At 52.5% G+C, this 26437-nt stretch carries 25 protein-coding genes, 1 pseudogene and 1 riboswitch; of the genes and pseudogenes, 11 read left to right on the forward strand and 15 right to left on the reverse strand.

Annotated elements, in window-relative coordinates:
* Positions 1 to 671: 671 nt before the first annotated feature.
* The 3 genes from QSK07_RS21310 to umuC (QSK07_RS21320) all read right to left on the reverse strand — a co-directional run bounded on the left by QSK07_RS21310 (position 672) and on the right by umuC (QSK07_RS21320) (position 3592).
* Entirely contained in the window at positions 672 to 830 is a 159-nt protein-coding gene (locus QSK07_RS21310; protein ID WP_285722954.1) for a hypothetical protein, read from the reverse strand.
* Positions 831 to 1221: 391 nt separating this feature from the next.
* Entirely contained in the window at positions 1222 to 2325 is a 1104-nt protein-coding gene (locus tag QSK07_RS21315; protein WP_285722956.1) for an SMEK domain-containing protein, read from the reverse strand.
* 241 nt (positions 2326 to 2566) lie between these two features.
* Positions 2567 to 3592 carry a translesion error-prone DNA polymerase V subunit UmuC gene (gene umuC, locus QSK07_RS21320; protein ID WP_285722958.1) on the reverse strand — a complete coding sequence of 342 codons (1026 nt, stop codon included), beginning with the start codon at positions 3590 to 3592 and terminating at the stop codon, positions 2567 to 2569.
* 253 nt (positions 3593 to 3845) lie between these two features.
* Here umuC (QSK07_RS21320) and QSK07_RS21325 point away from each other — a divergent pair, with 253 nt between their 5' ends.
* The 8 genes from QSK07_RS21325 (at position 3846) to crcB (ending at position 10717) form a co-directional block, all read left to right on the forward strand.
* Positions 3846 to 4844, forward strand: a complete 999-nt coding sequence (locus QSK07_RS21325) for a YncE family protein (protein WP_095708192.1) — start codon at positions 3846 to 3848, stop codon at positions 4842 to 4844.
* 152 nt (positions 4845 to 4996) lie between these two features.
* Positions 4997 to 6157 (forward strand): TDT family transporter, encoded by a 1161-nt coding sequence (locus QSK07_RS21330; RefSeq protein ID WP_502921728.1) that lies wholly within the window; start codon positions 4997 to 4999, stop codon positions 6155 to 6157.
* Positions 6154 to 6753 carry a uracil-DNA glycosylase family protein gene (locus QSK07_RS21335; RefSeq protein ID WP_285722961.1) on the forward strand — a complete coding sequence of 200 codons (600 nt, stop codon included), beginning with the start codon at positions 6154 to 6156 and terminating at the stop codon, positions 6751 to 6753. The genes QSK07_RS21330 and QSK07_RS21335 overlap by 4 nt, the downstream gene beginning before the upstream one ends.
* 49 nt (positions 6754 to 6802) lie before the next feature.
* A riboswitch (Fluoride riboswitch) is annotated at positions 6803 to 6872 on the forward strand.
* 78 nt (positions 6873 to 6950) lie between these two features.
* Positions 6951 to 7859 (forward strand): DHHA2 domain-containing protein, encoded by a 909-nt coding sequence (locus QSK07_RS21340; RefSeq protein ID WP_285722963.1) that lies wholly within the window; start codon positions 6951 to 6953, stop codon positions 7857 to 7859.
* The gene (locus QSK07_RS21345) at positions 7856 to 8281 is read left to right on the forward strand and encodes a universal stress protein (RefSeq protein WP_095708196.1); all 426 of its coding nucleotides are present in this window, start codon (positions 7856 to 7858) and stop codon (positions 8279 to 8281) included. The genes QSK07_RS21340 and QSK07_RS21345 overlap by 4 nt, the downstream gene beginning before the upstream one ends.
* A 15-nt stretch (positions 8282 to 8296) precedes the next feature.
* Positions 8297 to 9586 (forward strand): phosphopyruvate hydratase, encoded by a 1290-nt coding sequence (gene eno, locus QSK07_RS21350; protein ID WP_095708197.1) that lies wholly within the window; start codon positions 8297 to 8299, stop codon positions 9584 to 9586.
* Positions 9587 to 9629: 43 nt separating this feature from the next.
* Positions 9630 to 10331: a 2,3-bisphosphoglycerate-dependent phosphoglycerate mutase gene (locus QSK07_RS21355; protein ID WP_095708198.1), complete on the forward strand. Its 702-nt coding sequence runs from the start codon at positions 9630 to 9632 to the stop codon at positions 10329 to 10331.
* A gap of 11 nt (positions 10332 to 10342) precedes the next feature.
* Entirely contained in the window at positions 10343 to 10717 is a 375-nt protein-coding gene (crcB, locus tag QSK07_RS21360; protein ID WP_179291223.1) for a fluoride efflux transporter CrcB, read from the forward strand.
* 167 nt (positions 10718 to 10884) lie between these two features.
* On the opposite strand, the gene QSK07_RS21365 is transcribed toward crcB, so the two are convergent.
* The 5 genes and pseudogenes from QSK07_RS21365 to QSK07_RS21385 form a co-directional block, all read right to left on the reverse strand.
* Positions 10885 to 11286 carry a VOC family protein gene (locus QSK07_RS21365; RefSeq protein ID WP_285722968.1) on the reverse strand — a complete coding sequence of 134 codons (402 nt, stop codon included), beginning with the start codon at positions 11284 to 11286 and terminating at the stop codon, positions 10885 to 10887.
* A gap of 124 nt (positions 11287 to 11410) precedes the next feature.
* Positions 11411 to 12544: a tyrosine-type recombinase/integrase gene (locus QSK07_RS21370; RefSeq protein WP_285722970.1), complete on the reverse strand. Its 1134-nt coding sequence runs from the start codon at positions 12542 to 12544 to the stop codon at positions 11411 to 11413.
* A gap of 983 nt (positions 12545 to 13527) precedes the next feature.
* Positions 13528 to 14514 carry a tyrosine-type recombinase/integrase gene (locus tag QSK07_RS21375; RefSeq protein WP_285722971.1) on the reverse strand — a complete coding sequence of 329 codons (987 nt, stop codon included), beginning with the start codon at positions 14512 to 14514 and terminating at the stop codon, positions 13528 to 13530.
* Between the two features lie 73 nt (positions 14515 to 14587).
* Positions 14588 to 14815, reverse strand: a pseudogene (locus tag QSK07_RS21380) (Y-family DNA polymerase); the annotation flags it as partial.
* A 2-nt stretch (positions 14816 to 14817) separates the two neighbouring features.
* Positions 14818 to 15195, reverse strand: coding sequence for a S24 family peptidase (locus QSK07_RS21385; protein WP_285722973.1), 378 nt, complete (start codon positions 15193 to 15195; stop codon positions 14818 to 14820).
* Between the two features lie 138 nt (positions 15196 to 15333).
* On the opposite strand from QSK07_RS21385, the gene QSK07_RS21390 reads away from it, so the two are divergent.
* The 3 genes from QSK07_RS21390 to umuC (QSK07_RS21400) all read left to right on the forward strand — a co-directional run bounded on the left by QSK07_RS21390 (position 15334) and on the right by umuC (QSK07_RS21400) (position 18222).
* Positions 15334 to 16014, forward strand: coding sequence for an SOS response-associated peptidase family protein (locus tag QSK07_RS21390; protein WP_285722975.1), 681 nt, complete (start codon positions 15334 to 15336; stop codon positions 16012 to 16014).
* Positions 16015 to 16489: 475 nt separating this feature from the next.
* Entirely contained in the window at positions 16490 to 16939 is a 450-nt protein-coding gene (gene umuD / locus QSK07_RS21395) for a translesion error-prone DNA polymerase V autoproteolytic subunit (protein WP_285722977.1), read from the forward strand.
* A gap of 8 nt (positions 16940 to 16947) precedes the next feature.
* Positions 16948 to 18222, forward strand: a complete 1275-nt coding sequence (gene umuC / locus QSK07_RS21400) for a translesion error-prone DNA polymerase V subunit UmuC (protein WP_285723091.1) — start codon at positions 16948 to 16950, stop codon at positions 18220 to 18222.
* 306 nt (positions 18223 to 18528) lie between these two features.
* Here umuC (QSK07_RS21400) and QSK07_RS21405 read toward each other — a convergent pair whose 3' ends face one another.
* The 7 genes from QSK07_RS21405 to QSK07_RS21435 all read right to left on the reverse strand — a co-directional run bounded on the left by QSK07_RS21405 (position 18529) and on the right by QSK07_RS21435 (position 26233).
* Complete coding sequence (locus QSK07_RS21405) at positions 18529 to 18723, reverse strand: hypothetical protein (RefSeq protein WP_311976850.1); 195 nt, start codon at positions 18721 to 18723, stop codon at positions 18529 to 18531.
* 133 nt (positions 18724 to 18856) lie between these two features.
* Entirely contained in the window at positions 18857 to 19060 is a 204-nt protein-coding gene (locus QSK07_RS21410) for a plasmid partition protein ParG (protein ID WP_285722981.1), read from the reverse strand.
* Positions 19057 to 19680, reverse strand: coding sequence for a ParA family partition ATPase (parA, locus tag QSK07_RS21415; RefSeq protein ID WP_285722983.1), 624 nt, complete (start codon positions 19678 to 19680; stop codon positions 19057 to 19059). The genes QSK07_RS21410 and parA overlap by 4 nt, the downstream gene beginning before the upstream one ends.
* Before the next feature lie 270 nt (positions 19681 to 19950).
* On the reverse strand, positions 19951 to 20730 hold the full coding sequence (locus QSK07_RS21420; RefSeq protein WP_285722986.1) for a site-specific integrase: 780 nt from the start codon (positions 20728 to 20730) through the stop codon (positions 19951 to 19953).
* Positions 20731 to 20734: 4 nt separating this feature from the next.
* Positions 20735 to 21247, reverse strand: coding sequence for a hypothetical protein (locus tag QSK07_RS21425; RefSeq protein WP_285722988.1), 513 nt, complete (start codon positions 21245 to 21247; stop codon positions 20735 to 20737).
* Positions 21248 to 21517: 270 nt separating this feature from the next.
* Positions 21518 to 21874 (reverse strand): hypothetical protein, encoded by a 357-nt coding sequence (locus QSK07_RS21430; protein WP_285722989.1) that lies wholly within the window; start codon positions 21872 to 21874, stop codon positions 21518 to 21520.
* A 567-nt stretch (positions 21875 to 22441) separates the two neighbouring features.
* On the reverse strand, positions 22442 to 26233 hold the full coding sequence (locus tag QSK07_RS21435; RefSeq protein ID WP_285722991.1) for a YobI family P-loop NTPase: 3792 nt from the start codon (positions 26231 to 26233) through the stop codon (positions 22442 to 22444).
* Between the last annotated feature and the right edge of the window lie 204 nt (positions 26234 to 26437).

Here is a 26437-nt window from a genome sequence, read left to right on the forward strand (position 1 = left end):
CGTGCGGGGCGGACGGTGCGGTGCAGCGGCGGATAACGCTGACGGGCGGGCAGCACCGGTACCGGCTGCCGGGGTGTCCGGCGGGGGCCGGGAAGGAGACGCTCAGCGTGACCTACAACTGAGGACCCGCGTCAGGAGGCAGGAGGGAGTCTGCGCAGAAAAGGATACTGCCCACCCTGCGGTTATGTGCGCTGCTCAGCAGTAATCAGATTACACTGTTGAAACAGGGGTGGCTGCGGTGCCGGGTGCCTCCCGGTAGATCGGCAAAGCCAGACCGACCTGCTTCGTATTCTGCACTTTCAGCTTAAGCCCCGCCGCACAGGGGGATTCACCACAGCCCCTCAATTGTGCGCTGGAGCAACTTAATGCGGGCTAAACCGGTCATTTAAATAACAACCCATTGTTGATTTTTATCAAAACAGTGATGCTCGGGTGTTTTGTTTTAATTTGGCGAAACTGTATTCCAGAAGGCTTTAGGAGCATTCGCCTTTCGTCTTCTATTTAGATACATGCCTTTTGGTCACGAAACTGGTTGCAGGTTAAGAGGGTATCTTATTTCATTCTGTCCACAGCCCTGGTGCATATCCGGTCAGTAACTCTGTGGACAAAAGCGCAGCGGCAGCATTATCCGCGCACAGACAGCAGGCGGTCATAAAATGACCGCCCTTCCGTTATTTCAGGTGGCCGCGCATTTCGGCAGCGCGCCGGTGCAACGCCACCAGTTCGGTATCGATCTGCTCGATCAGCATCCCGGCCACGGCAATTTGTCCCTGCCGGTTTCCGGCCGCAGGACGGGAAGCGGCAAAAGAAACGGAGCGACGCGACTTCATTATCCCTTACTGGAGGGATGCCGCCGGTCGGGGCGGCATCGGGTAAAAATATCAGGGCCGGTAATCTAACCACTCGCCGTTGTTACGGTCACAAATGACGGGCGCATCCGGCGAACCGCTAGCCCCCACTCATCTATAAAACAAAGTCTACTTAAAGTATCCGCATCCCGCTGATCAAGCAGAACGATGTTTTTGAGCCAGACGCTGCCCCGATCAAACAGCCAGTGACATCCCTGCGAGCAGAAGGGACGTTCCGGAGGCCACCAGGTTTCCCCCATCTTGTAGCATGCGACTTCAGCCAGCATAAATTCCTATAATAAAGATGAAGGATAATTAACCGCCTTGATTGGTGATTTTAAAGAATGATTTAAATCATGCATCCTACCTCTAGTCAGAAGGCTGAAAAATTGATATTCCCAATTACATCACGGAATGAGAGATTTTTTTCAGTCACAAAATCATAAAACGAGAGATCAAGCGTTGATTTATGCGGGAGATACATATCCAAACCTATCTCTGGATCTAAATGTCTTTCAGGATTTTTTTCATGATCAATAGAAATTAAATTCTCAGTTAGCAGTAAACTTATCTCTTCTTCTGAATTTAAATATGTTTTTTTTACAACATTTAAAAAAACGCTTGGGTGTTCAGCAAAGCGCTCACGTTTATAATTAGCGCGTTCATAGAGCGCAGCTAAAAACTCACGTGTTATTCTAGGTAATGAGTTAAGCTTGGATGCTATATGCTCTATATCTTTTTTAACAAGATCGATATCAGCTTGCGATGGTTTGTTATCCCCTTGCGCAGCTTCCCAAGTAGAGAATGATACCCCATCACCAACTTGTTGTTTTTGCTTTGGTTCCCACAGATCATAGCCTTCTGTTTGAAATTTACCATCCTCATCAGGCACCTGCAGCTCTATTTTAACCTTTGCTCCTTCTTGTTGAACGAGGGCATGAATCTTTTGAATCCTAACAAGGTCTAACCCTACAATTTTACGAAACAAGTCAGTCAAATCCATGATGTTTTCATTTGGTTCGAATATTATGTCCTCATGGATATTAATGCCCCCCTCTTTATCAACCTCATCAACAGACTGCTCTTTTTTACTTCGATTATTAAGTGCATTTGTTACGGCTTCATACTTGTCTTGCTTGTCGCCTACAATGAATATATATATGTTCCGATAAAGATTTCTTTGCTCAGGTGTGATTTTTTCAAGCGTATTAATTACTTTAGCGCTTGTTTTAGTCGTTGTGACTTGAAATGCTGTTTTATTGTATTTATCAGCAAGATCAATGCCAGGTTCATTAGCTCTATCTTTATTTGTATTTTTTAAGGATAGATCTAATGTCTCATTTAAAATTTTCATGAAGAAGTTTTCACAAAAAACAGACAAATCAGTGTGCCCAAGCTGATTTCTAATTTTTGCTTGCTGTACTATATTTGACAAATCATCAATTATTTGCCCTATTAAAATCCCACTTGTAATCATAGTAAAAACTCCTTAATTGAAATATTTAAAAACACCCACTAATTTGCGATAAAAACTCAACACACTAAAAACTCGATCAAATCATTTTAGTCAAAATGGTTGTATTGAATGATTGGAAGGTTTTAAGCAATTTGCATGAAATTTATACATAATTTTTCACCATTTTACTTTAGCTTAATTGAATGGCTACTATAATTTCTAATTCTAAAACAGAAATGGCATTCCCGGAGTACTTGTACATTTATTTTATGCTTGGGATATCTTTTAATCTCGTAGTGTAGCGTGGCGACAGCATTTCACGCTTCATCTGCCATGAACTGTCGCGATCACCCTGCCCCGCGAAAAAGACTTTTCCTTTCCCGGATCGATTAATACAGTCCAGTGCTGCCATTAGCGCGTCTGCGTTCGCACGCGGCTGCTGCTCACTGAACATGTCAAACTGCGCAACACCTGACTGATAAAAATCTCCCAGCATGACGCCAGCTTTCGCATACCGGTAACCCTCCTGCCAGATGGTGTTGAGGCCGCTTAGCGCTGACTCAATTATGTCGCGGGTGTCGTTCGTCGGATAATCACAGATGCGAGAGGCGGCATTCGAATATTGCGGTTCATCACCGTGACGAGCGGTGGCGATGGAAACACTGATATGTCGGCAGCGCGAATTCTGCTCCCTGAGTTTTTCCGCCGCACGTGTGGCATACAGCACGATTGCCTGCTGCATGTCTTCCAGTTTTATGACTCTTTCGCCAAAAGATCGCGAGTTTAAAATGTGCTGCTTTGGTGGCGGGGCATCTTCCAGTGCAATGCAGGACTCACCATTAAGTTCGCGAGTAGTGCGCTCAACAATAACGTCAAAGTTTTTACGTATCATGCTGATATTGCTGTCAGCCAGCTGCAGAGCCGTTGTGATCCCCAGCTGATGCATGCGTTTGGTAATGCGCGGGCCAATCCCCCAGATATCAGCGACGTCGGTCAGGTGCAGGAGTTTTCGCTGCCGGACTCTGCTGGACAAATCCACGACACCCCTGGTCTGCGTCCACTTCTTTGCCGCATAGTTGGCCAGCTTGGCCAATGTCTTCGTTGGTCCGAATCCTACGCCAATAATCAGCCCGGTTTCACGCCGGATGCGCTCGCGCATCTGCTGACCAAAAGTCTCAAGGGAGATAAGGTCACTAATCCCGGTCACATCCAGGAAAGACTCATCGATGGAATAGACTTCCTGTCCCGCGGCCATCTCACCCAGTATGGCCATCATGCGCGCTGACATGTCGCCGTTTATGTGGAATGCAATTTAAACAAAAAAATGAGCAACTATACCTCATCGACTGAAATCCAGAGCCTCACTCATTCAGACTTAAATTGCTGCAGCTTACCTCCACTCAGAGCATAAAGAAGTGAACTGGTAAGGCATAGCCGGAAAATCGATTTCCCTGTGAGGGGGTTTATCTGCCACGCTTCTTCTGAAGCCCTTAAGCGGGCAATGAATCTTATTCCTTACCACCCCTATGCAGGAAAAAATGATGATAAAAAAATACAGTATCCCGGGACTGACCGCGGTGGCGTTTCTTCTCATCAGCACTCTCGCCAGTGCCGCAGAGGCGCGCTGGACGTTTGACGGCGATATCCACAATAATTCTCTTGCTGTCAGTCCCGATGAAAAAACGGCGGTGGCCTCCTACAGTGAGCGCTCTGACGTGGTGGTTTACGACCTTACCGCGGGGAAGGTCAGAAAGGTGCTGAAGGGATACGTCACGCCCCGCAATGCGCTTTTCTCCCCCGACGGGAAGGCTGTATATCTTTCAGATAGTAGCCTCGGCGTGGTCAGAAAAATCAGCACCGGGACGCTTGACGTGGAGACCACGCTGCCGCTGGGGGCCGGGGCATTCGGCACAGCTATCAGCCGTGACGGTCAGCGCCTGTATGTGAATAACGAGGCCGCCAGCACGCTCTCGGTTTATGACCTGACCCTCAACCGGCCCGTTGCGGTCGTGACGGGTTTTGCCCAGCCCCGTCAGGGCATCAAAATCAGCCCGGACGGCAAAACCGTCTACGTCACCAACTTTAAGGGCGACAAAATTACCCTGGTTGACGCCGTAACGGGCGAGATTCGCGGCGAGATAACCGGCTTCAGCAAGCTGCGCGCCATTTCTGTCAGCGCCGACGGCCGCACACTTTACGCGGCTAACAGCGGCAGCAACACCATCGCCGTGGTTGACACGCAGAAGCGCGCCATTACGGCAACCATTCCCGTGGGGCAGGACCCTTACGGTGCCGCCCTGACGCCGGATAACCGCTATGTTTACAGCGGCAACCTGGGTGACAACAGCCTCTCCGTTATTGACACCGCCGCCGGTAGGGTGGTCGCCACCGTTACCGGGCTGGATGCGCCCCGCCAGGCCATCGTTTTCAGTAAAGACGGTGCCCGCGCGTGGGTGCTGAATAAAGACCTCAGTATTTCGGTAGTTGACATGAAACAGAACCGCGTCACGGCCACGATTAAAAGCCCGCCGCAGGCCTGATTCAGTCCCTCCCTCACTCCGGCGCAGTAACAGTCCTTCGCAGAGTGGGGGGGAGTAAACCACTTTTACAGATTTATTCTAGCTGAATAACCTGTTTTAAAGATTTACACCTGCATGCCTATACTGTTTCTGTTTACACAGGAGATTCCGGCATGAGCGATAAAATATTTACCCTGCATAACGGAGCGCGACAGCTGAGCGCGCTGAGCAGCCCGAAAGAGGCCATACGTCAGTTCACGCCTAACTGGTTCGCTGCCACCATGGGGACCGGCATCCTGTCGCTGTCTCTGGCGCAGTTCCCCTGGCCGGTTCCGGGTTTGCGCCTCGTCGCCGAGGGGCTCTGGATGTTTAACATCCTGCTGTTCAGCGTCTTTGCCGTGATGTACCTGGCCCGCTGGGCCATGTACTTCGGTGAGGCAAAGCGCATCTTCGGCCATTCAACCGTGTCCATGTTCTTCGGCACCATTCCGATGGGCATGGCCACCATCATCAACGGGCTGCTGGCGTTTGGCCTTCCCCGGTGGGGGGCTGACGTCGTTCCCGTGGCACACGCCCTGTGGTGGCTGGACGTGGCGATGTCGCTGCTGTGTGGCGTGTGTATTCCCTACATGATGTTTACCCGGCAGCAGCACAGCATTGACCAGATGACCGCCGTCTGGTTACTGCCGGTCGTGGCCGCCGAGGTTGCGGCGGTCAGTGGCGGCCTGCTGGCGCCGCACATTGCTGACACTCACGCGCAGCTCGGCATCATTATTACCAGCTACGTGCTGTGGGCGTACTCCGTGCCGGTGGCGCTGAGCATCCTTGCCATCCTGCTGCTGCGTATGGCGCTGCACAAGCTACCGCACGAAAGCATGGCGGCCTCAAGCTGGCTGGCGCTGGGGCCGATTGGCACCGGATCGCTCGGCATGCTGGTCATTGGCGGAGATGCACCGGCCGTGTTTGCCGCGGCAGGCATGCCGGAAATCGGTCACATCGCGCAGGGTATAGGGTTCGTTGCCGGCATTCTCTTCTGGGGCTGCGGCCTGTGGTGGATGCTGCTGGCCACGCTGATAACCGTGCGATACTTCCGTGAAGGCATCCCGTTCAACCTCGGATGGTGGGGCTTTACCTTCCCGCTGGGCGTGTACACCGTGGCCACGCTGAAGCTGTCTACCCTGATTGACCTCGCATTCTTTAAAGGCTTCGGTGCGCTTCTTGTCGTCATGCTGGCGGCCATGTGGCTGCTGGTCGCGGTGAAAACAGTGCGCGGAGCATGGAGCGGTAAACTGTTTGTTTCTCCCTGCCTGGCAGGCCTGGACCGGAAGCCGTGAGTGAAACCTGCGCATCGCTGCTGGACTCGTTTTTACGCGAGGAACGCCTCGCGGCAGTCACCGCGCCGCACGTGGCCGCGCTGAATCACTGGGTCAGCGGGCAGCGTCAGGCCGGCGTGGAACTGCCGTGGTTTGATCCGGCCGACGGCGGGAACGGGGCCGGACTGCTCGTCCTGCTGCAGTCGCCGGCGCGCAGCAGCCCGTCACCCCGGTTCGTGTCGCGTGATAACCCGGGGCCGGCCCAGAAGAATCTGGGGCGGTTTCTGGCGGAAGCCGGTATTGCGCGCCGGGACAGCGTGCTGTGGAATACGGTGCCCTGGGTCAGTAACGGGTCGCAGAAACGGCCCTCAGCGGCGGACATCCGTACCGGCTGCGCCTGGCTTGAGGACATGCTGGCGTATCTGCCCGCGCTGCGCGTGGTGGTGCTGGCCGGTGCCGTAGCGGCGCAGGCACGCGGGACGGTCAGTCAGCTGCGCCCAGGCGTCACGGTGCTGACGATGCCTCATCCCAGTCCGCTCTCGCTCTGCACAAGCCCGGCGGTGCCGGAAAAAATTCGTCGGGTACTGCGCGAAGCACGCGCTGCGCTGGCGGGCTGAGAGCGCAGCCGGAATAATACTGACAGGTTTTGCAACCGGCTCTATACTCAGATCACAGGGTGATGGCGTTCCACCTTTCCCAACCGCTCCGTTCCGGAGCTGATGACGCCTGATGCGACTCTTGATTTTCAGGAGGTGCGTCAGGCCGTCCTTACTTTCTTCCCGGCCTGCGTACTTCCCTTTATGGGGAGAGACCCTTGATACACGTTTTTGGCCACATCAATCCTGACAGCGACGCTATCTGTACGGCCGTCGTCACCGCGCACTGGCTGACCGGGCGCGGCATGGACGCCCGCGCATGGCGTCTCGGCGAGGCTAACCGCGAAACCCGTTTTATCTTTGACGCCGCCGGCCTGACGCTGCCGCCGCTGCTCGCTTTTCCGCTAAAGGATGAACGGGTCTGGCTGGTTGATTTCACCGAGCCGGCGCAGGGGCCTGACGACCTGCTCCGGAGCAACGTCGTGGGCATCACTGACCACCACCGGCTGGGCGGGCTGATAACGCAACTGCCGCCGGAGGTGCATATCCGCCCGGCTGGCAGCAGCGCCACGCTGCTCTGGCTGCTGATGGACGCTGAAGTGCGCCGTACGCTGCCCCCGACGCTCGCCGTGCTTCTGCTGGGCGCACTCCTGAGTGACACCGTGAACCTTCGCTCGCCGACCACCACCGAGGACGATATCCGTTCGGCCACCGAGCTCGGCGTGCTGGCCGGCGTAAACCGCAAAGCCTTCGCTCGTGACCTCCTCACCGCAAAAACAGACGTCAGCGGCCTCAGCGCACAGCAGCTGCTGGACAGGGACCTCAAGGCCTTCGTCATTGCCGGTACCGACGTGCGCATTGCCCAGATTGAGGTCAGCTCACCGACACAGGTTGCCCCCGTGATGGACGACCTGCTCGCAGCCCTGGCGTATCTGGCAGACCAGTCGGGGGCTGGCCTGGCGGTACTGATGCTGACCGACATTCGCGGCGGGTTTTCAACGCTTTACTTCGCCGGGCGGGAGAGCGTTAACGCCGCCTCCTGCTCAATACCGGGCATGCTCAGCCGCAAAAAGCAGCTTCTGCCGTGGCTTGAGTCCCGCCTTAACCAGAACGGGAGTTCATTATGACCTGCTACACCCACGCACTGATACTTGTGAACGATAAAGACGACGGCACCCTCCTGCTGAAACGCGCGGTTGCGCTGGCGCAGCCGCTCGGCATGAAAATCACCCTGGCGCACATCAGCGACGACTACCGGGAGATGAACTACGTGTCCGACAGCCTGATGGACGACGTCGTGTCGGAAGAGGTGCTGAAAGGCAAAGCATTTATGAGTGAGCTGGCGGCCTCTGTGCCTGAGACGGTAGACACGCGGGAGCTGGTGACCATGCGCCGCGTTGAGGACGTGGAGAAGTGCATCGCTGAGCTGGGCGTGGACCTCGTGCTTGCCGGGCACCGAAACCGCTTTATGGGAATGCTCACCTCCCGCTCGGCGGACTACATCAACCACCTTACGGTGGATGTGCTTATCACTCACCTGACTGACTGAACCGGGAGAAACACCATGCGCTTTACACTGGATAACGTGACCGCCCGTGAAATTCTTGACTCGCGCGGCAACCCCACCGTTGAAGTTGAAGCCCGGACCGCGGACGGGATGATGGCGCGCGCCTCGGTGCCTTCCGGGGCCAGTACCGGCTCGCGCGAGGCCGCAGAGCGCCGCGACGGTGACGCACACCGTTTTGGCGGCAAAGGCGTACTGGATGCCGTCAGGGCGGTTGATACGGAAATCTGCCAGGCCGTGCGCGGCAGCGACGTGCGCGAACAGCGTCAGCTGGACAACATTATGCTGGCGCTGGACGGCACGGAGAACAAGAGTCGGCTGGGTGCCAATGCCATTCTGGGCGTGTCGCTGGCGGTGGCCCGGCTGGCGGCACAGGCCTCGCAAGAGCCGCTCTGGCGCTACCTGGGAGGCCTGCAGGCGAACCTGCTGCCCGTGCCGTGCATGAACATCATCAATGGTGGCGTGCACGCCCGCGGTCAGGGCGCGGACTTTCAGGAGTTCATGATAGCGCCACACGGCGCGCCCACGCTGCGCGAGGCCGTGCGCCAGGGCAGCGAGGTCTATCAGGCGCTGCGCCAGATCCTGCTGGACAAAAACCTCTCGGCGGCAGTGGGCGACGAAGGCGGCTTTGCGCCCGCCGTGTCGTCGAACCGCGACCCGCTGGCGTTTATCGTACAGGCGATTGAAAAGGCGGGATACCGGCCCGGAGAGGACATCAGCATCTGCATGGACCCCGCCTCAAGTGAGTTTTACGCTGACGGTCAGTATCATCTGCGCACCGAGGGCAGCGCGCTGAGCGCGGCGGAAATGACGGCATACTACGGCGAGCTGATGGACCAGTTTCCGGTCATCCTGCTGGAAGACGGCCTGGCCGAGGACGACTGGGCGGGCTGGAAGCATCTGCACCAGCAGCTTGCGGGCAGGGCCGAGCTGGTTGGTGACGACCTGTTTGTCACCAACGTGAAGTACATCCAGCGCGGCATTGACGAAAACCTCGCCAGCGCCGCGCTGATCAAGCTCAATCAGATAGGTTCGCTCAGCGAAACGCTGGACGCCGTAGCGCTCTGCCAGCGGCACGGCTGGGGCGCGTTCATGTCCCACCGCAGCGGGGAAACCACGGACTCGTTCCTTGCCGACCTGACGGTGGCCCTGCGCGCGGGACACCTGAAAACCGGCGCGCCGTGCCGCGGCGAACGCGTGGAAAAGTACAACCAGCTGATGCGCATTGAGCAGGCGCTGGGTGACGATGCACACTACGCGGGGCTTCATGCGTTTGTGCGCCGCACGTAACAGATCCGCCGGACGGCCAGCGGCCGGCACAGGAGCACAGCCTTTGGCACCTTCAACGCTGATTCTCCTGCGCCATGGCGAAAGCCAGTGGAACCGGGAAAACCGTTTTACCGGATGGACAGACGTGCCGCTGACGGACCGGGGGCGGCAGGAGGCCGACCGGGCCGGTGACGCGCTGCGGGAAGCGGGGCTGCTGCCCGATCGGGTCTTCACCTCGGTGATGACGCGCTGTGTTCACACGGTCTGGCGGGTGCTGGACCGTCTTGACCGCAGCTGGACGCCCGTGGACAAACACTGGCGGCTGAACGAGCGGCATTACGGTGCGCTGCAGGGGCTGAACAAGGAAGCGGCTGCCCGGATGATGGGTGCAGAGACCGTCAGGCTCTGGCGCAAAAGCTTCAGCGGCATTCCACCCGCGGACGCAGAGGCTCCGGCGCAGCTGCGTCGGGACCCGCGCTACCGCCGCGTTGCGCTGGCCGACCTGCCTGTGACGGAAAGCCTGGAAATGACGCTGCGTCGCGTCATGCCCTACTGGCAGCACGCCGTGATGCCGCAGATACTCTGCGGAAGTACCGTTCTGGTCGTGGCGCACGGCAACACGCTGCGCGCCCTGACCGCCTTTCTGGACGGCATTCCCCACGACAGCGTGGCACAGCTGCACATCCCGACCGGCGTGCCTGCCGTATATGAAATGGATGCGGCCGCACAGGTCGTGTCGCGTTATGTTCTGAATGTGAAAAAATAAAAGGAGTGAATGTGAATCAGCTTTTTGCCGTCATCACCGGCGGTGCCATGGGGTGTGTTATCCGCTGGCAGCTGGGTGCGCGCCTGAACGCGCTTTTTCCGGACCTGCCGCCGGGGACGCTGCTGGTCAACCTGCTGGGTGGATTTATCATCGGGGCGGCGCTGGCGTATTTTCTGCGCCATCCCGGCCTCGATCCGGCCTGGCGGCTGCTCATTACCACCGGGCTGTGTGGCGGAATGACGACTTTCTCCACGTTCTCGGCTGAGGTCTTTGCCCTGCTGCAGTCAGGCAGCTATGCCTGGGCAGCCGCCTCGGTGCTGATACACGTGCTGGGTTCGCTGGCCATGACGGCGGCCGGATTTTATATCATGACGCTGTGTGGTTAACCCGGACCGTACGGCCTCTATTCAGGGAAGACCTCAGTGCAGCGACCGCTGCACTGAGGTCAGACAGTTCAGTATATTGTCCAGAAGCGCTCTCTGCGGGCCTGAACCGACAGGGTTTACGCCTGTAAGGCTTCCCGTAGATCCAGGGACACTGTCGTAACAGAGTTTCAGGTCTGCCTGTTCTGGTAAAGGTCCCAGCGATTGCCATAGATGTCCTCAAACACGACAACCATTCCGTATTCTTCCTCGCGCGGCTCCTGGCAGAAGTGGACGCCTTTTGCCTTCATAGCATTGTAATCGCGCCAGAAGTCGTCGGTCTGCAGAAACAGAAAAACCCGCCCGCCGCACTGGTTGCCGATAAAGCCTTCCTGCCGGTCATTCGACGCGCGGGCAAGAAGAATAGCACAGTCGCTGTCAGGGTCCGGCGTCACCACGACCCAGCGCTTACCCGGCTGCGGCGTGTCCTCAATCAGGGTAAAGCCCAGCTTATCGGTGTAGTACTCAATTGCACGATCGTAGTGATCGACCACGACAGCCGCATACCCCATACATCGCTTCTGTTTTCTCATCTGCTGCTCCATCAGTCACGGCATCACGCCCGCTATAATCAGATTTATATCAATACGACGTTCGGTCGTCTGTACTGACTCTGCACCGATACCCTCAGGCCGGACATCGTAGGCATCTGATCCGTCAGGATAGTGGGCCCAGTCTTGTAAGAGCCTGCTCAACCTTTTCAGCATCCTGCTCCAGTATGGATCTCTCATCGGGAGTGAGCGGAACCTCTTCGAGGTAACGCCGGATGGATGCTTTACTCTCCAGTATCAGCCCGCGCGCGCTGTCTTTAAGCAGGTTAAAATCGCAGCCGATGCAGGCCATCCGGTGCTGACAGCTGCTCCAGAAAGGGTTCGTGCAGTATGAGTCCCCCAGATCATAGTACGTCGCGGGTCCGGTCAGACTGGCGGCTTCCGGATCGTGGTCAATCAGCACGCTTATCATATGAGAGACCCTGTCGGCTTTGACGAACGAAGCGGCCAGCTGAGTCGGACGTATACGAATATAATGCAGCGTTGACTGTGGGGATGAATGGCCGGACCACTGCATCAGCTCATGTAAAGACATCCCCCCGGCAACACTGGCCAGTGCTGTAACGGCAGAAGCACGGCCGCGGTGGCTGGTAATGGGACCGCGTGAATCTTCCACAGACATACCCGCTCTGGCGCAGAGAAGCGGAATGACAGTGAGATTTATTATGTTTCTTCCCACCGGTTTACCCCGGTTCTGAAACAGGAAACGAACTTTTTCGCCGGTGCGTTCATCCGTAAATGCTGCCTGCTCCTGAGGACGCTCACTGAGCCAGATATCGACATATTTTTTCACAACAGACGAGACTGGCTTAACAAAAGCTTTAGACGTTTTGCCGGCTGGCACGCTGAGATAGCACAGAGTACCGGCCGGGACAGGGCTGCTGTTTTCCTGCAGAATGTCATCCGCCTGTGGGGTAACGCAGTTCATTGTCAGGCGCAACAGCTCGTTCTGTCGCAGCCCGGCATGCGTCCAGATAACCGCCATAGCCTGAAGCATAGACAGGGGATAATGAATTTCGCTCAGCAAATCTTCCTGACGCAGGTTCAGACTCGCCCAGACCAGTCTGAGCCAGACCGGATCATCAATAACGCGGGGGCTCACGCCCTGACGAAACAGCGGTGTATCAGGCGTGGACAGATGGCGGGCCGGACTGAACTTTAATCGCCCCCATCCCCAGCTTTCATAATCAAGCATAAAACGGCGAATGGCATAAACAAACCGGCTGCGGGAATGCGGCATCAGGGGTTCTCCTGAGCGTTTTGATTGTCTGCCCCCTTTCTTTGTATCCAGTGACAGCTCGTCTACTTTCAGTCTGCCGACCATTGCAATAAAGCTGGCGCAGGTTTCCATTGTCCAGTCAGAGGGCTCGCATATTTCCGGCTTTTCCCGGGCAAGCCACAGGCCACAGCGGAGAATAAAACTGTACTGAGTTTCTCTGGAGCGGAGGCGGAGTACCGACGTTTCCCGCCACATCCGGCACCACCGCGCCCAGTCAGGTGCGATACCTTGTGTTGGCTTTTCATGCCATTCCTGATAGTTACGCATTCTCAGGGGGCTCTCTATAATTCCAATAGCAGCAAGCGCACAGGATATTTTCCCCGTAGCTCTTGCGATTCCCCGGTCGTGGCAGTTCTGCCCCCGCCACAGGAGGTCTGTCGTAAAAGTTTCAAGACGCGGGTCGTTGTTCATCAGCATCAGTACACCCAGCATACCGGACATATTGTGCTTCTGATTCTGCCCGGCATATCCCATTGAGATCAGAACGTCTGTCAGCCGGTTAATTTCATGACTGACAATACTCCGGCCATATATAGCACTGGCGTACAACGACGGTGCGCCATGCACTGGCAGGCTGAGCGGAGAAGAAAACGGACCGAGATGAAAGGCAAAAGCAGCAAGCAGAGGCCTGCCGGAACAGTGTTGCTCACAGAGCGTTAACCATCTTTCCTGCGTCCACTGCCAGCAGGGCTGACCCGACCGGTGCGTTTCTGCAAGAACGGCAAGGAGGGTAATTCTGGCAAGTCTGACACTGATACTGCTTCGTGAGGCAATGTCCTGCAGAGGCAGCAGCAAATATGGCAGGGTATCTGGCCGATCGAGCGCAGCAGACCGCCGGTAGCCTGTACGTATCGCGTCTTTTTCCTCAGGACTCAGCGCATCGCTCAGCTGAAAATCTGTGCGTTTGAAAGGTACATAAGTGACTGTGTTTTTTTTTCCGCTCATCAGTAAGCCCCCGCCTGAAAAATAAGGCCAGCGACTTTCCTGTCGGTTTCAGCCACGGCTGCGGTTATCCGGCCAGACAGATCGGAACCTGACAGATGGATATAAATCTGTGTGGTGCGCGGATCTCTGTGTCCAGCATAAGTCGCCAGCTCATGCAGCTTCCAGCCGGCCCGAGCCAGATGGGTCAGGCGAAGATGGCGAAAGGAGTGGGTTGTAATCTGTGGAAGCCCCATATCCAGAGCCCATCTGCGCACGGTTTTACTCCAGTTCCACACAGAAAGAGGAGTGCCGTAATTACGATCAGAAAATGAACGGAACAACGCCCCCTCTGTCCGGCCAGCCTGCTTCAGCTGCCGGAAAAGGTTTGCCAGTACCGGCGTAATGTCCGGACCATAGCACACAACCCTTTCACGCCGGCTTTTCGTTGTTTCCGGGCGGATACGGATCAGGCGATGAGCAGGGTCGATATCCTCAAGCGTCAGGGCTGTCACCTCTGAACGGCGGAGTGCACCAAAATAGGCCAGTGCGAGCATCAGCCGGTCCCGCAGGGAAGCAGCTGAAACATGTTTAAGAAATCTCAGCCATTGTTCATTGTCAGGTATTACAGGTAAGCGGGTGATACGCGGGACAAGCCCCCGCCCGGTATAAATGGCACCCGGTAAACCCGCGCGGGGTAGCGGATTGAGACTGCATATATCCTGATAAACAAGAAAGTCATACCAGAGACGGATAGCAGACAGGCGCAGCTGGAGCGTGGCACTGGCCGCAGGGTAAGGCATGCCAGGCAGCTGAGGGCGGATGTAGGCAGCCAGATCTTCAAACCGGGCCTTTTCAGGTTCAATGCTGTTCTGGCTGCAGAACGCAAAATAATGCCGGAGGGCACTGCGGTAGGCTGTTAGCGTCGCCTGCGCGCGACCCAGATCCGATAATAGTTTCAGCCAGCGCTCTGCCAGTAACAGAGCATGTCCATTTGGTGGAATCAACATGGTGTTCACCTCTTACAGCAATATCGCTGCTTAAAGATTACTCACTCAATGTTGCATTCCACTTAACATACTACAGTTCATAATTAGAGCTGAACACATGCACACCATTCTGCCTGAAATAACGCTCGTTCTGGAACAGCGGAGCAGCCATTTTGACGCCTAAACGCTTTGCTTCTGCCGATCGCGCGATAACGCATCCGTCGTTGTTCGACACAACAACAATCGGTTTGCCGCGCAGGTCGGGCCTGAATATGGTTTCACATGAGGCGTAAAAGTTGTTGGCATCGGCCAGCGCAAACATTTCTAACCTCCTGCAGGTCCGTTAAATCCCACTCCGGCTACATCGGTGAGGGCATAGGCAACCACACCCCACACCGGGAGCGTCTGGCTCACGTCAAGCAGCGTTACAGTCTCATCCGTATCCAGCGCCTGAAGGGCGGGTACCGGATTGAGCAGCAGGCGCCTCAGCGTCAGCTCCCCGTCGAGTTCAGCAACGATAATCTGACCGTGTGCCGGCGTCAGCGCCCGATCGATGGCCAGCACCGAGCCTTTAACTATCCCGGCGCCAAGGCAGTCGGTTTCGCTGCGCATCAGATAGGTAGAGTAAGGGGAAAGATGCACCAGATCGCCCAGATCAAGGCGCTTTTCAGTGTAGTTCTGGGCCGGGCTCTGAAAGGCCATGCAAATACTCCATTCTTTACAGCTTTTCAGCCTTGTAGGGTGAACCTGATAACGACCAAGCGTCCGTCACGCAAGCGCATTTAATACTCCTGATATCAGTATACGTCGCTATCCTTACATCAACAGCAGGAGGTAACTATGTGTGGAAGATTTGCGCAGTACAGCAGCCGCGATGATTATTTTGATGCCCTAGGCCTGACACCGGACGAAATCACATTCGATCCGGAACCTCTCGGGCGATTTAACGTAGCACCAGGCACTAAGGTACTACTGCTAAACGAACAGAACGATTCGCTGCGCCTCGATCCGGTGTATTGGGGCTATGGACCGGAATGGTGGGATAAACAGCCACTTATCAACGCGCGCGGAGAGACAGCTGCGAGCGGCCGCATGTTTAAGCCTCTCTGGAATCATGGCCGCGCTATCGTGCCTGCTGACGGCTGGTTCGAATGGCAGAAAGAAGGTGGTGAGAAGCAGCCATTCTTCATCTTTCACAAAAAAAAGGAGCCGCTTTTCTTCGCCGCCATCGGCAGGCAGCCGTACGGTCAGGATCACGGTAAAGAGGGGTTCGTGATTGTCACCTCAGCCAGTAATCAGGGCATGGTCGATATACATGACAGGCGGCCGCTGGTGATTACGCCTGATGCCGTACGTGAGTGGCTCAGCAATGAAACATCTCCAGCGCGTGCAGAAGAAATTGCCCATGACGCTGCTGTTCCGGAAAAAACATTTACCTGGCATCCTGTCAGCAAAAAAGTAGGCAATATTCATCACCAAGGCCGTGAGCTTATCGAGCCCATGCCGGCAGATAAGAATTGACCCGCTTACAGTTCACAAAACTTCATACAGGGCATTTCTCAGACGGCTATTATTGCTGGAATGGGCAAGCCATAAGAGTAATAAGGGTGCGTATTTCTTTCCCTGAACGTGCAATTGTAACGCTCGCCGCAGGCCCGGCTGAGGCGTACCGCAGCGCAGCGAGGAACGAACAGTCGTGGCGAGGAAGCGTCATTTCACCGATGCTGACATGGACTGCTTACACATTATGCATACATATATAACGCATTATTGTTAGCTCAGCCCGGCTCTGAAAGTCAGGGTGATCTTCATAAAATTCCCTATCCCTTCAGATATATAGATTCGCTTTAATAAGTGGCCGTCTCGCTCCCTATTGCCAGATTAATCCGCCTCAATAATACTGTACATATAAACAGTAAAATAAGAGGAGGAATTTTATGCGCTATTTCAACCGAGTTTCTGCAGTGATAAGACATCATAACCGGAGCATCTGGTCATGAATCCGGGTAACTATGCCGCAGGCCTGACATTGCTCTGGCCCCCACTATTTACGCCCCGCATCCGGGTACCGCTGTATGCTGATCCGTGCGCGGCCGGCTTCCCCTCCCCCGCTCAGGATTACGTTGAGAAAGAACTCGATCTTAACGAGCTTTGCATCCGCCGGCGCGCCTCGACCTTCTTCGTTCGCGCCAGTGGAAACAGTATGCGGGACCTCGGTCTCTGCGATGGTGATGTCATAGTTGTTGATCGGGCTGAGAATGCGGCTCACGGCGACATCGTGATCGCTGAGGTCAACGGCGAGTTCACCGTTAAGCGTCTGCAGCTACAGCCCACGCTTGCCCTGCTCCCGATGAATCCGGCCTATCCGGTAATCTATCCGGAAGAACTGCAGCTGCTCGGTGTTGTTACCTGGTTCTTCAACAGTACCCGAGCCCGGCGGAGGTGACCATGTCCATGTTTGGGCTCGCCGACGTCAACTCGTTTTACGCCAGCTGCGAGGCGCTGTTTCGCCCCGATCTCCGCGGTAAACCCGTTGTTGTGCTGTCTAACAACGACGGCTGCGTCATCGCACGCAGCGCGGGGGCAAAAAAAATGGGCATCAAAATGGGGGCACCGTGGTTCCAGATAAAAAATCAGGATTTCAGCGAGCGCGTACATGTATTCAGTTCCAACTATGCGCTCTATCACAGCATGTCTCAGCGCGTCATGACCGCGCTGGAAGAGATAACCCCCCGCGTTGAGCAGTATTCCATTGATGAGATGTTCCTGGACCTGACTGGCATTGATTTCTGCGAAGACTTTGAACATTTTGGCCGCCGCCTGCGCGTGCACGTGCTGGATACGACGGGCCTTACTGTCGGCGTTGGGATGGGGCCGACAAAAACTCTAGCCAAATCGGCGCAGTGGGCCAGCAAAGAGTGGCCACAGTTCCGCGGTGTATTGGCGCTGACGCCGGGTAATCCTAAGCGCACCGCAACCCTGCTGGCAAACCAACCCGTGGAGGAAATCTGGGGCGTTGGCCGGCGCATCGGTAAGCGACTTAATCTGATGGGTATTGAAAACGCCCTGCAGCTGTCGCGCGCCCACCCTGCCCTTATTCGTAAAAACTTCAGCGTCGTGCTGGAGCGTACTGTCCGGGAACTTAACGGAGAGTCCTGTATCCCCCTTGAAGAGTTTGTGCCTGCGAAACAGCAGATTGTCTGCAGCCGGTCCTTTGGCGAGAGAATTACGGCGAAGGTGCTTATGCAGGAGGCGCTGTGTCAGTACGCAACCCGGGCTGCGGAGAAGCTCAGAAAGGAACGGCAGTTCTGCCGGCGCATCAGCGTCTTTATCCGCACATCACCGCATGCGCAGGGTGAGATATTTTATGGCAACAGCGCCGGTGAGAGTCTCACAATACCTACCCAGGACACTCGGGACGTGATTGAAGTTGCCATGCGATCTCTTGATCGCATCTGGCTTGAAGAGCGACGTTACATGAAGGCCGGGATAATGCTCGACGACTTTACGCCTAACGGCGTCAGCCAGCTGAATCTGTTCGATGAAAATAAGCCACGTGCCAACAGTGCGCAGCTGATGAAGGTTCTTGACGGGATCAATCAGTCCGGGCTGGGCAGTGTGTGGTTTGCCGGCCAGGGCGTGAATATGGAATGGAAAATGAAGCGGGACATGCTCTCACCGGCATGGACCACGCGCTGGAGTGACATACCGGTGGCGCGCGTGATGTAGATGGAGCCTGCGGGGCACAGCATACTTTACGTCTGCCTGATGCCCTGCATTCTCAGGAAAACTGCTGCCAAAACTCATCCACAATGATCAGGGGTTTACCCGGGCGCTTTCCGCGGAAGTATCGACCGCGTGGAACACTGTCCTTACGCGAAACTGATGAAGCCAGTCATCAAAGGCCGGACGGCGCCTGCGGACGGGCCCTTTAAACATAGCGGCTGACTGAGTAAACGTTTTGAATACAATCCCCGGCGCACGCATCTGTGTCAGTAATTCCTGAATTTCCATCAATGCCTCTGCGTTAATCATTCATTGATCAGGATTTTTTTTCTTCCAGCCGCCGTTAGCCAGGAAGGCTGCGCGCGAAACGCAGGCGCCCCACAGCAGCTGCATGCCGATTTTGACAAGCTCACTGGCATCATGCATGAAAAAAAGCGGCACGATAAACAGTGTACTCAGCAAGAACCCCCACTCAGCAGCGCTTTTTCGATCTTTACCACTCATCGAACTCATCGGCTTAAAGCCCAGAAACCCAGATAGCAATATTTTTAATCTGTTCATATAGCAGCCCGTATAAACCCAGAAAGCATTATATGCTTACATAATCACATAATCACATAATCACATAATCCTGTAGTTACTGTTGTCTTTCCATCCATTCATTAATTAGCTCAATTGTTACATCTGTCATGTCCCTGTCCTGCTTCAAACAAGCCAGCTTGAAAGACTTATGCAGATCTTCAGGAATGTTCATCTGGAGTTTTTTCGTCGGTAATCCCGGTTTGTGGATGGCGTCAACCGCATGCATTGTGCTTTTGCTTGCACCGAGTTTCATTTTCATTGGCATAATTCCAGTATGTCATTTGTTAGTACGTCGATTTCACCTTTGGCATTAGAATCATCAGTATCAAAAACGGTGCCACCATCAAGCATTGTTTTGATGTAACTCTGCCGTTGTGTCGTTCCTGTCCGTAGCGCGGGAATGCCAGTATCCTCAATGGATGCCTTAAGAACGCCCAGCATTTTGGCTGTATTTACCTTCTTGGTTATTACAAACCTAGCCTTAATTGGTTGCAGTTCCTGCCGAGCTTCAATCACAGCAATGATGGCGCCACAGGCAGCAAAATCCAGCGGTGAAGGTGTAACAGGGATTAAAACCACATCAGAAACCATGACTGCAGCAGCTGAAATAGCAGATATCGCAGCCGCACCATCTATGATTATGTAATCATATGATTTCAATGTTTTCCTTACTGAGTAGACTTCTTTTTCTGATCCAGCATCGGCTACGTCAAAGACGCATTTATCCTCGTTGTACCAGTTCCCGATGCTGCTCTGTGGATCAGTATCGACTACTATTACTTTGGCTCCCCTTTTTGCGATTGCTGTAGCTACATTTATTGAAGTAGTCGTTTTTCCAACTCCACCCTTACCGTTCAAAAAAGAAATGACTTTAGCCATAAACACACCTTTCAAAAGTAAAAATTCGCCTCTAAAACAGTAATCCTGTAATCCTGTAATCCTGTAATCCTGTAATCCTGTAATCCTGTAACTATACGTGCGCGAATTTAAAACGCAATGAAAAAGATTATGTAATCATAAAATCAATAAATCACATAATTATGTAATGATATAATCATGTAATTATTCTATCGATTCTGGCTTTTAGGGTGCGCGTAGATAATTGATAAATATGATATATTTTTACAGGGCCGTAGCATTTGAAACAGATCAGGCATTATTTTTGAGCATCGTAACAGCCTCCGTTCCGGGCATATGGAACTGCACCCTATGCCGGGCTGCCACGTCCAGCGCAAACACCTTCGTGTAAACTTCGGTGGACTTCATGCTTTTGTGCCCCATCAGGCTCTGCAGCGCTTTCAGCGGAATCCCCGCGTAAAGCATGTGCATGGCGTAGCTGTGACGGAAGGTGTGCGGCGTTACCGGCACGGAGAACGTGACTCCGTCACTGGCAGCTGCCGCGACGGCCTCATTCAGCCAGGTCCGCACCGTCCTGTCGGTTACCGTCCAGAGCCTGACCTTTTCGGTTCTCCCCGTATCCGGATTGCGCCGCTCAAGCGGAATTTTCAGCGTGGCCACCATCATCTCAAGTTGGGCCACGTACTGCGGATCGGAAAGCGGAACCAGCCGGTGAGGGACCAAACCTGATGGCGCCCTGCCAGGGCCGCGGGCAGCTTTTTCCCCGCGCTGCTTCAGCGTGGCCAGCTGCACGTAAGGGTAGGGCGGTGCAAGGCTGAAATCCCCCCGGGTCAGTGCAAGCGCTTCATTAATACGCGCGCCGGTATTCCAGAGGGTGGTGAACAGCATCTTACGGTGCAAATCCGGCACGTAGTGGAGCAGGGCGCTGACTTCAGGTGCCAGAAGATACTGCGGATATTCATCATGCTGCGCGGCCATCTGACGTAGCGCGAGCGCTGCGGGATAGTCGATAGCGACCGGAAAAGTCGATATAGCAGGCGCTGACTGTCCATATCTGATGAGATCTGTCATATTTTTAATCTGCCTCATCCAGCTTCCAGGGCGATGGGAGATTGCACTTAAGCATCAGTAACTCAATTAACGCATCGCACTCGTCTGAAAGTTGCTGGAAGCGTGTTGTGGCATTAGACAGGTACTCAACTTCAGTTAACTTATCAAGCACCTCGTCTAGCTCCCTTCCATATTGTCTACGCAGTAAAGGGAGGCGGTGAATCCGTAAAAGCACCTCACCATCAAGCGAAGTCCAGTCTCCCTTTACTTCAGAGAAATCTGGTACGCCAGGCCTAGGATTTTGAATCCTGCTTTCCTCTCCCGGATTACATGAAAACTCATAGCAAATGTCTCGATACTCAGCTAAGACAACTATTGCCTGACTGCCAATAAAGGCTCTGTCAGATGCAAGACGTTTTGCATTCGCGCCTGATTCATTTCGAGCAATAAGCAATTGCGTTACTACTCCGCCAGCAATCGCCAGCGCTCCACCGAGAGCAGAGGTACCAAAGTTAACCCATGCAGGTGCATCAGCCATTACCATTCTCCTTAATCTGAGAGTGACAGTATCTCTCTCTATTCAGCCGCTAACGCTGCAGCATAAACAATGCGTCAGCCTAAAGTGCAATCGCAGCTCCGGCTGTAATCAAACCTGTCGCCATATCCCCCCCCAGATGCCCGGCCCTTGTTAACCACCTGCACCTTAACCGGGTGGGATAATGCTGCTGCTATTCCGTCAGTAAGCTTGTCTGCCTGCATCAGCTTTCCTTTACAGATACGTCATTTCAACGCATTCAAACTGACAACCTCATAACACTTTAAGTTGGGGTCGTGGAGCATTGACGTCATGTGTGACAGTCATTGAATTCTTTCTGAAGTCCGGATCATCGCGTACGCAGTCATCTTCAACGCGACGCCGCCAGACGCCTTTAGGGCCAACATAAATGCCAATTACATTTCCCTCATCATCCAGAAGGTGTTTGGCTGGGGCAATCTGTCCAACGCCCTTAATCATCGGATGCTCAGTCGTTCGTTCATGAATCAGAGGATGACCCTCTTTATGAAGCTCTCGGAGTGCATCTTCACGAGTATCCCAAATCTGTTCACCTGCCATATATTCTCCTAATTGATATAACGCCGTTAGTTTCCAATAGAAATCAAACACACTCTAACAATCACCCTTGGAACCAATTACAACGCAACCATTAAATAAAATATAGCTTCAGAGAAAATTGTCACTGTAATTAATATCAACATAAAACCAATAAGCTTGGATATATTTTCACAATGAAATTACCGCACGTCCTTACACGTATGATCCGACTTTTTCCCGATACGGCACTAACCGGAAGCCTACCACGCCGGCGGGGCGGGGAAAAGCCCGGCGCAGACAGCCCTGGCTCTCGTCATGACACCATATGTAGTGGTTAATGCAGCTGAAACAGCCACCATATGTAGTATTGTGCGCAAAAAACCGCCGCCAGCGCCGGAAGATCCGGTTCCTACAGAAAACGGATCCCAAGTAATCCAGACAAGTCATGTAAGCAGGTTGCAGTGAATAATGCAGGAAGAATGCTAAAACTGTAAAAACATGTACTGTGCTGCTTTTACGGTTTTAAAGCAGAAATCCTACATTTACATTCTTTTTTTATCCGGACGCAGAAAAAATGCTTTCAATGCAATTTTCCGCTGGAAAAGCATCCTTCATCCCCTACTGAAAAAACCGGGGATTTTACTCGTCTTCCTCAGAATATGTTCTGCTGCAGGTGACGAAATACTTGCCCTCACTTTTGACTGACCATGAGGTGATGAAGCCGCTGCCCTGAAGTGCACCGAGTAAGGCTTCGGCCTTGGAACTGCTTTTCAGGGTGAGAGTCGCCGTTTTCTGGGAAAATACTTTTCTGTACTCCTTTTCACTGAGTACGTTCACAAGGGCAGACATGTCGTTTCTGGTGGGGTTACCCGTTTTTAACAGTCTCAGGATCAGGCTTATTTTCAGATCGTCATTGTCTGCGTTGCGAATCATATTTTTAATGACTTCAGCGGATAATCCTAAATGATCCAGCACGTCCTCGCTGTAATTTTCATAGCCATTTAAGACAAGGGCGGCCTTCTCCGCTGCGGTGAACTCAGCAGAACGACAAATTGAGGCCAGCATACATTCATAGTAAGTCTGATCATTATCAGAATTCAGGTAGTATTCTGCATCAGTCAGAAATTCCTCTCTGAACTGCGTAAACCAGAACAGTAAAGTATTGCACACGGTGCCGTTAGTGAGTGTGCCTAACCGCTCTGTGACTTTTGAAAAAGACCCTGTCCCCAGAGTGAGTTTATTGTTGAATATCATACGGCGGACATTTCCGGAGCTCAGGTTCTGGTCCCATAAATCGGTATTTACAGGCAGGGCAGGAAGTACAGCCTTATACGCTGCATCGCTCAGACCGTCATCGCAGATGATTCGTTCGTATAACAGTTTTTCATCCCCGTCGCCGGTCAGAGCCACCTGCTGCATGCCGAGAGCGTCAGCGTGCCTCTCAATGTAGCCGCTCAGTACCGCCTGGTCACACTCCTGCTGAAGATACTCAAGCAGAGACGTCCAGTGTGGCTCCACGTGGTCGTGCAGGAAAAACAAATCCCGCCAAGACAGCCCCTCATCCGTATTTAAAAAGTCATCGCCGAACGGTTTCAGGTCAGGCACGGTGAACTGCATCTGTTCCAGAATCTCCGTTTTTGTCTCATCAGACAGGGTGTCATGAAGGAGCATGTTGACAATCACTGAGCTGCTCTCGTCTGAACCAATAAGCATATCTCTGACGAAAACATCACTGTTCGAATCAATACGGGATTTCACCTGCGATAAGTCATTGTCCGTTACGAGAGAGAGCGGGCGGGCATCCACATCCTCACAGGTTACGTTATCCTTTGCGAGCAGACCCGCGACCACGGTCCTGAAGTTGGCTTTATCGAAGAGGTACATACGGTGTTCAGCGATATAATTCAAAGCCCGTGCCTCAGTATCGCTCCCCGGCAGTTCAACGTCGCTATAAATTACGCCGAGTTCTCTGATGTTATCCATAAAGGGCTGAAGCGTATTTTCATCAAGGCGGGATATCAGACCATATCCCTGCTCTTCAACAAACTTTCTGTAATTTACCTTATTATCGGAAGTGACCGGCTTCACAAACGCAATCATGTTTATGATGATTTTTATCTGTACTGGTGCAGGCTCGCTGGACTGAAGAAAGGACAGCATTTTGTCCAGATACCCGTTTTTTTCGAGAGCACAAATAATGAAGTCCTTAAAGGATTCAGCGTGGATAAACCTGGATGCCAGAACCTCGAACACGGAAAGAACTTCATGCGCTTTATTTTCAAATAATTTAGAGATAATATCTGACAGATAACCTGAATTTATCGTAGTGGGCACCTTCATCAGGTAAGTCACGATCTGATGATGCAGGGCACCTTCACGGTAAATATAATGCTGCTCTGCCAGTTCGGAAATGACCTCTTTTTCACTGTCCAGAGAAAAGCTGTCATTTACCTCTTTACACCCGGTAAAGCGTCCCACTGCTTTAATATAGTCGTTATCGTTAACTGAAATGGTCCCTTCCTGAAAGATTGACCTGAACATCATGTAATCCTGCATGATGTAGCCGTTGGTCAGCAGGTAATACAAAACTTCAAAGCCCCCCCGGAGGAAGCCCGTTCGCAGGGTTTCAAGCTGTTTCACGTCAAGAATATCCGGACTGATGCATTTTTCTATGTAGCTTTCGGCTATTTCAGTGAATTTTTTTTCACCAATGAACAAGGTTAATTCGGCGAGTGTGATGGAATTCCGAATACGTACTTTTTCATTAACATCGTTCAGATGAGAAACGGTTTTCTGGTATTCCTGCCTTCTGTCTGAAGAAACCAGCTTTGCTCTTTTTTTGTATTCTTCTACAACATCACTTATATTTATCTGAAAAGCACGGAAGCCATTTGAAGCCCGCTCATCATATCCGATAAAACAAGCGTTACCTCTGCCAAAAAAAGTCAGAAAATCTTCTTCACTCTTATATAACTGCTCGGGAATAAAATAAACACTATTATTATAACGCGGGTGTTGAGAAGTAGAAAAATAAATCCCTGACCACATCGATTCCGATATATATCTGCAGATAATTTCCTTTCTGACATCGGCAGCTGATGATGCGGTTTCTTTTTTTAGTCGTTCAACTTTATTCTCGAGTTCTTCTTTTTCCTCATCCAGAGATTTGAAATAGTGATCATGGAGTATTCTTAACCTGTAATCATTTATATAGGAAAACAGAACCCCTGACTTCTTGTCGGTCAGGTTATAGTCCTGCGCGTAAACATTTTTGTAGAAAATGACGGAAAAAATTTTCGCTTCATTTTTATTTTCATCAACCACCTTCCTGAAAACGTTGTACTCGTTGGCGATGTTTTTCAGAGAGCGCATGTCGGAAATATATAAAGAAGTCTGCTTGAGAAGGACATTGTCTCTGACAGGGAAGTCTTTCAGTTTGTTTCTGAGGTGGGTGTACGCATTCCGGCTGTCGAGCACGGGAACGACGGGCAGAATGAAGTCAAAAAACTTGGTTCGGACGTCAGAACCAAGAAAAATATCATCACGGCATGCATAGATAAACCTGACTGGCTCATTTATGATGTTATTATTTATTATCTGGTTTATTTCCCTTAGCTTCACAAAAATGTCCGAATTCCCCAGTCTGTCGAGGTCCTCAAACACGACCACTTTGCTTCTGGAACGGGAAAAAAAGTAGACGATTTCGTCCAGGCAGTTGTTCAGCAGTGAGGAAGATTCCTGAGCGGATACGTCAGCGCTTGCCTGAAGAAAGGCTATTTTACTCAGCTTCAGCTTTTTATCGAAAAAGCCCGCTTTTGAGGCCACCCTGACTGTAAAAAAAAGGGAAATTAATGCCAGTATTATACTTATCCCTAACCGTTCCGGAAACGCATTCTCGACATAAGCAAGCGTCTTCTCATCCGCACCGAAATAAGACAATATTTTTTTTGGCATGACTGACAGGCTGAATAAAAACAGCGGTATCACAATGAAGAGTGAGGAGAAAAAGATTCCTAAAATGTGTTTTATGTCTCTTTTCTGAATTCTGTCGATACGTGAATCGGGAAGGGTCGACTTGTCTTCTTTATAAAGGATTTGCTGAAGGATACTCAGCTCAATTTCTGCATTCTTTGGCGGTTCCTGGTCCTTTCCTGAAAGAGAAAAATCGGCCAGAGATACACTGATAAAATCGTTTTCTTTCCGTTTATTAAGATAAGAAAGTATCACCGTACTTTTCCCGGCCCCGTAGGGTCCGGTAACGGCAATGTTTCTTACCTGATTTTGTGAAAAGGCGTAATCCAATGCGGTAAAGTACTCTTCGGTACGGGCATCTTTCATTATCACCGGGGTCAGTGCATCGTAGACTTGCTCGGTACTATTGTCAGTTACAGCTTTATCTTTTCTGCCAGAAGTGATTTCGCTGTATTTCATTTTTAAATCCGTTAAGAATTTCATTTTTAACCTTCATCAGAAAAGTAACTGCTGACGTGTATTAAGTATTAAATTGTTAGCCTGCATGAATATAATCGGCTATCTTCGTGCTTTAGTAAGCTATCAGGCAACTCTGGCGTTAGAATGGATGAATTTCCAGGTTAATCGACTAGCTACCAGGGCCTTTTGTTGTCAGAAATAAAT

The organism is Pantoea sp. QMID4, assembly GCF_030270445.1.
Lineage (GTDB): Bacteria > Pseudomonadota > Gammaproteobacteria > Enterobacterales > Enterobacteriaceae > Pantoea > Pantoea vagans.

Excerpts from the sequence above, each read along its gene's own strand:
- QSK07_RS21310 (WP_285722954.1), bottom strand. The coding sequence starts at position 830 with ATGAAGTCGCGTCGCTCCGTTTCTTTTGCCGCTTCCCGTCCTGCGGCC.
- QSK07_RS21315 (WP_285722956.1), bottom strand. The coding sequence starts at position 2,325 with ATGATTACAAGTGGGATTTTAATAGGGCAAATAATTGATGATTTGTCA.
- umuC (WP_285722958.1), bottom strand. The coding sequence starts at position 3,592 with ATGTCAGCGCGCATGATGGCCATACTGGGTGAGATGGCCGCGGGACAG.
- QSK07_RS21325 (WP_095708192.1), top strand. The coding sequence starts at position 3,846 with ATGATAAAAAAATACAGTATCCCGGGACTGACCGCGGTGGCGTTTCTT.
- QSK07_RS21330 (WP_502921728.1), top strand. The coding sequence starts at position 4,997 with ATGAGCGATAAAATATTTACCCTGCATAACGGAGCGCGACAGCTGAGC.
- QSK07_RS21345 (WP_095708196.1), top strand. The coding sequence starts at position 7,856 with ATGACCTGCTACACCCACGCACTGATACTTGTGAACGATAAAGACGAC.
- eno (WP_095708197.1), top strand. The coding sequence starts at position 8,297 with ATGCGCTTTACACTGGATAACGTGACCGCCCGTGAAATTCTTGACTCG.
- QSK07_RS21365 (WP_285722968.1), bottom strand. The coding sequence starts at position 11,286 with ATGAGAAAACAGAAGCGATGTATGGGGTATGCGGCTGTCGTGGTCGAT.
- QSK07_RS21370 (WP_285722970.1), bottom strand. The coding sequence starts at position 12,544 with ATGCCGCATTCCCGCAGCCGGTTTGTTTATGCCATTCGCCGTTTTATG.
- QSK07_RS21375 (WP_285722971.1), bottom strand. The coding sequence starts at position 14,514 with ATGTTGATTCCACCAAATGGACATGCTCTGTTACTGGCAGAGCGCTGG.
- QSK07_RS21385 (WP_285722973.1), bottom strand. The coding sequence starts at position 15,195 with ATGGCCTTTCAGAGCCCGGCCCAGAACTACACTGAAAAGCGCCTTGAT.
- QSK07_RS21390 (WP_285722975.1), top strand. The coding sequence starts at position 15,334 with ATGTGTGGAAGATTTGCGCAGTACAGCAGCCGCGATGATTATTTTGAT.
- umuD (WP_285722977.1), top strand. The coding sequence starts at position 16,490 with ATGAATCCGGGTAACTATGCCGCAGGCCTGACATTGCTCTGGCCCCCA.
- umuC (WP_285723091.1), top strand. The coding sequence starts at position 16,948 with ATGTTTGGGCTCGCCGACGTCAACTCGTTTTACGCCAGCTGCGAGGCG.
- QSK07_RS21405 (WP_311976850.1), bottom strand. The coding sequence starts at position 18,723 with ATGAGTGGTAAAGATCGAAAAAGCGCTGCTGAGTGGGGGTTCTTGCTG.
- QSK07_RS21410 (WP_285722981.1), bottom strand. The coding sequence starts at position 19,060 with ATGAAAATGAAACTCGGTGCAAGCAAAAGCACAATGCATGCGGTTGAC.
- parA (WP_285722983.1), bottom strand. The coding sequence starts at position 19,680 with ATGGCTAAAGTCATTTCTTTTTTGAACGGTAAGGGTGGAGTTGGAAAA.
- QSK07_RS21420 (WP_285722986.1), bottom strand. The coding sequence starts at position 20,730 with ATGACAGATCTCATCAGATATGGACAGTCAGCGCCTGCTATATCGACT.
- QSK07_RS21425 (WP_285722988.1), bottom strand. The coding sequence starts at position 21,247 with ATGGCTGATGCACCTGCATGGGTTAACTTTGGTACCTCTGCTCTCGGT.
- QSK07_RS21435 (WP_285722991.1), bottom strand. The coding sequence starts at position 26,233 with ATGAAATACAGCGAAATCACTTCTGGCAGAAAAGATAAAGCTGTAACT.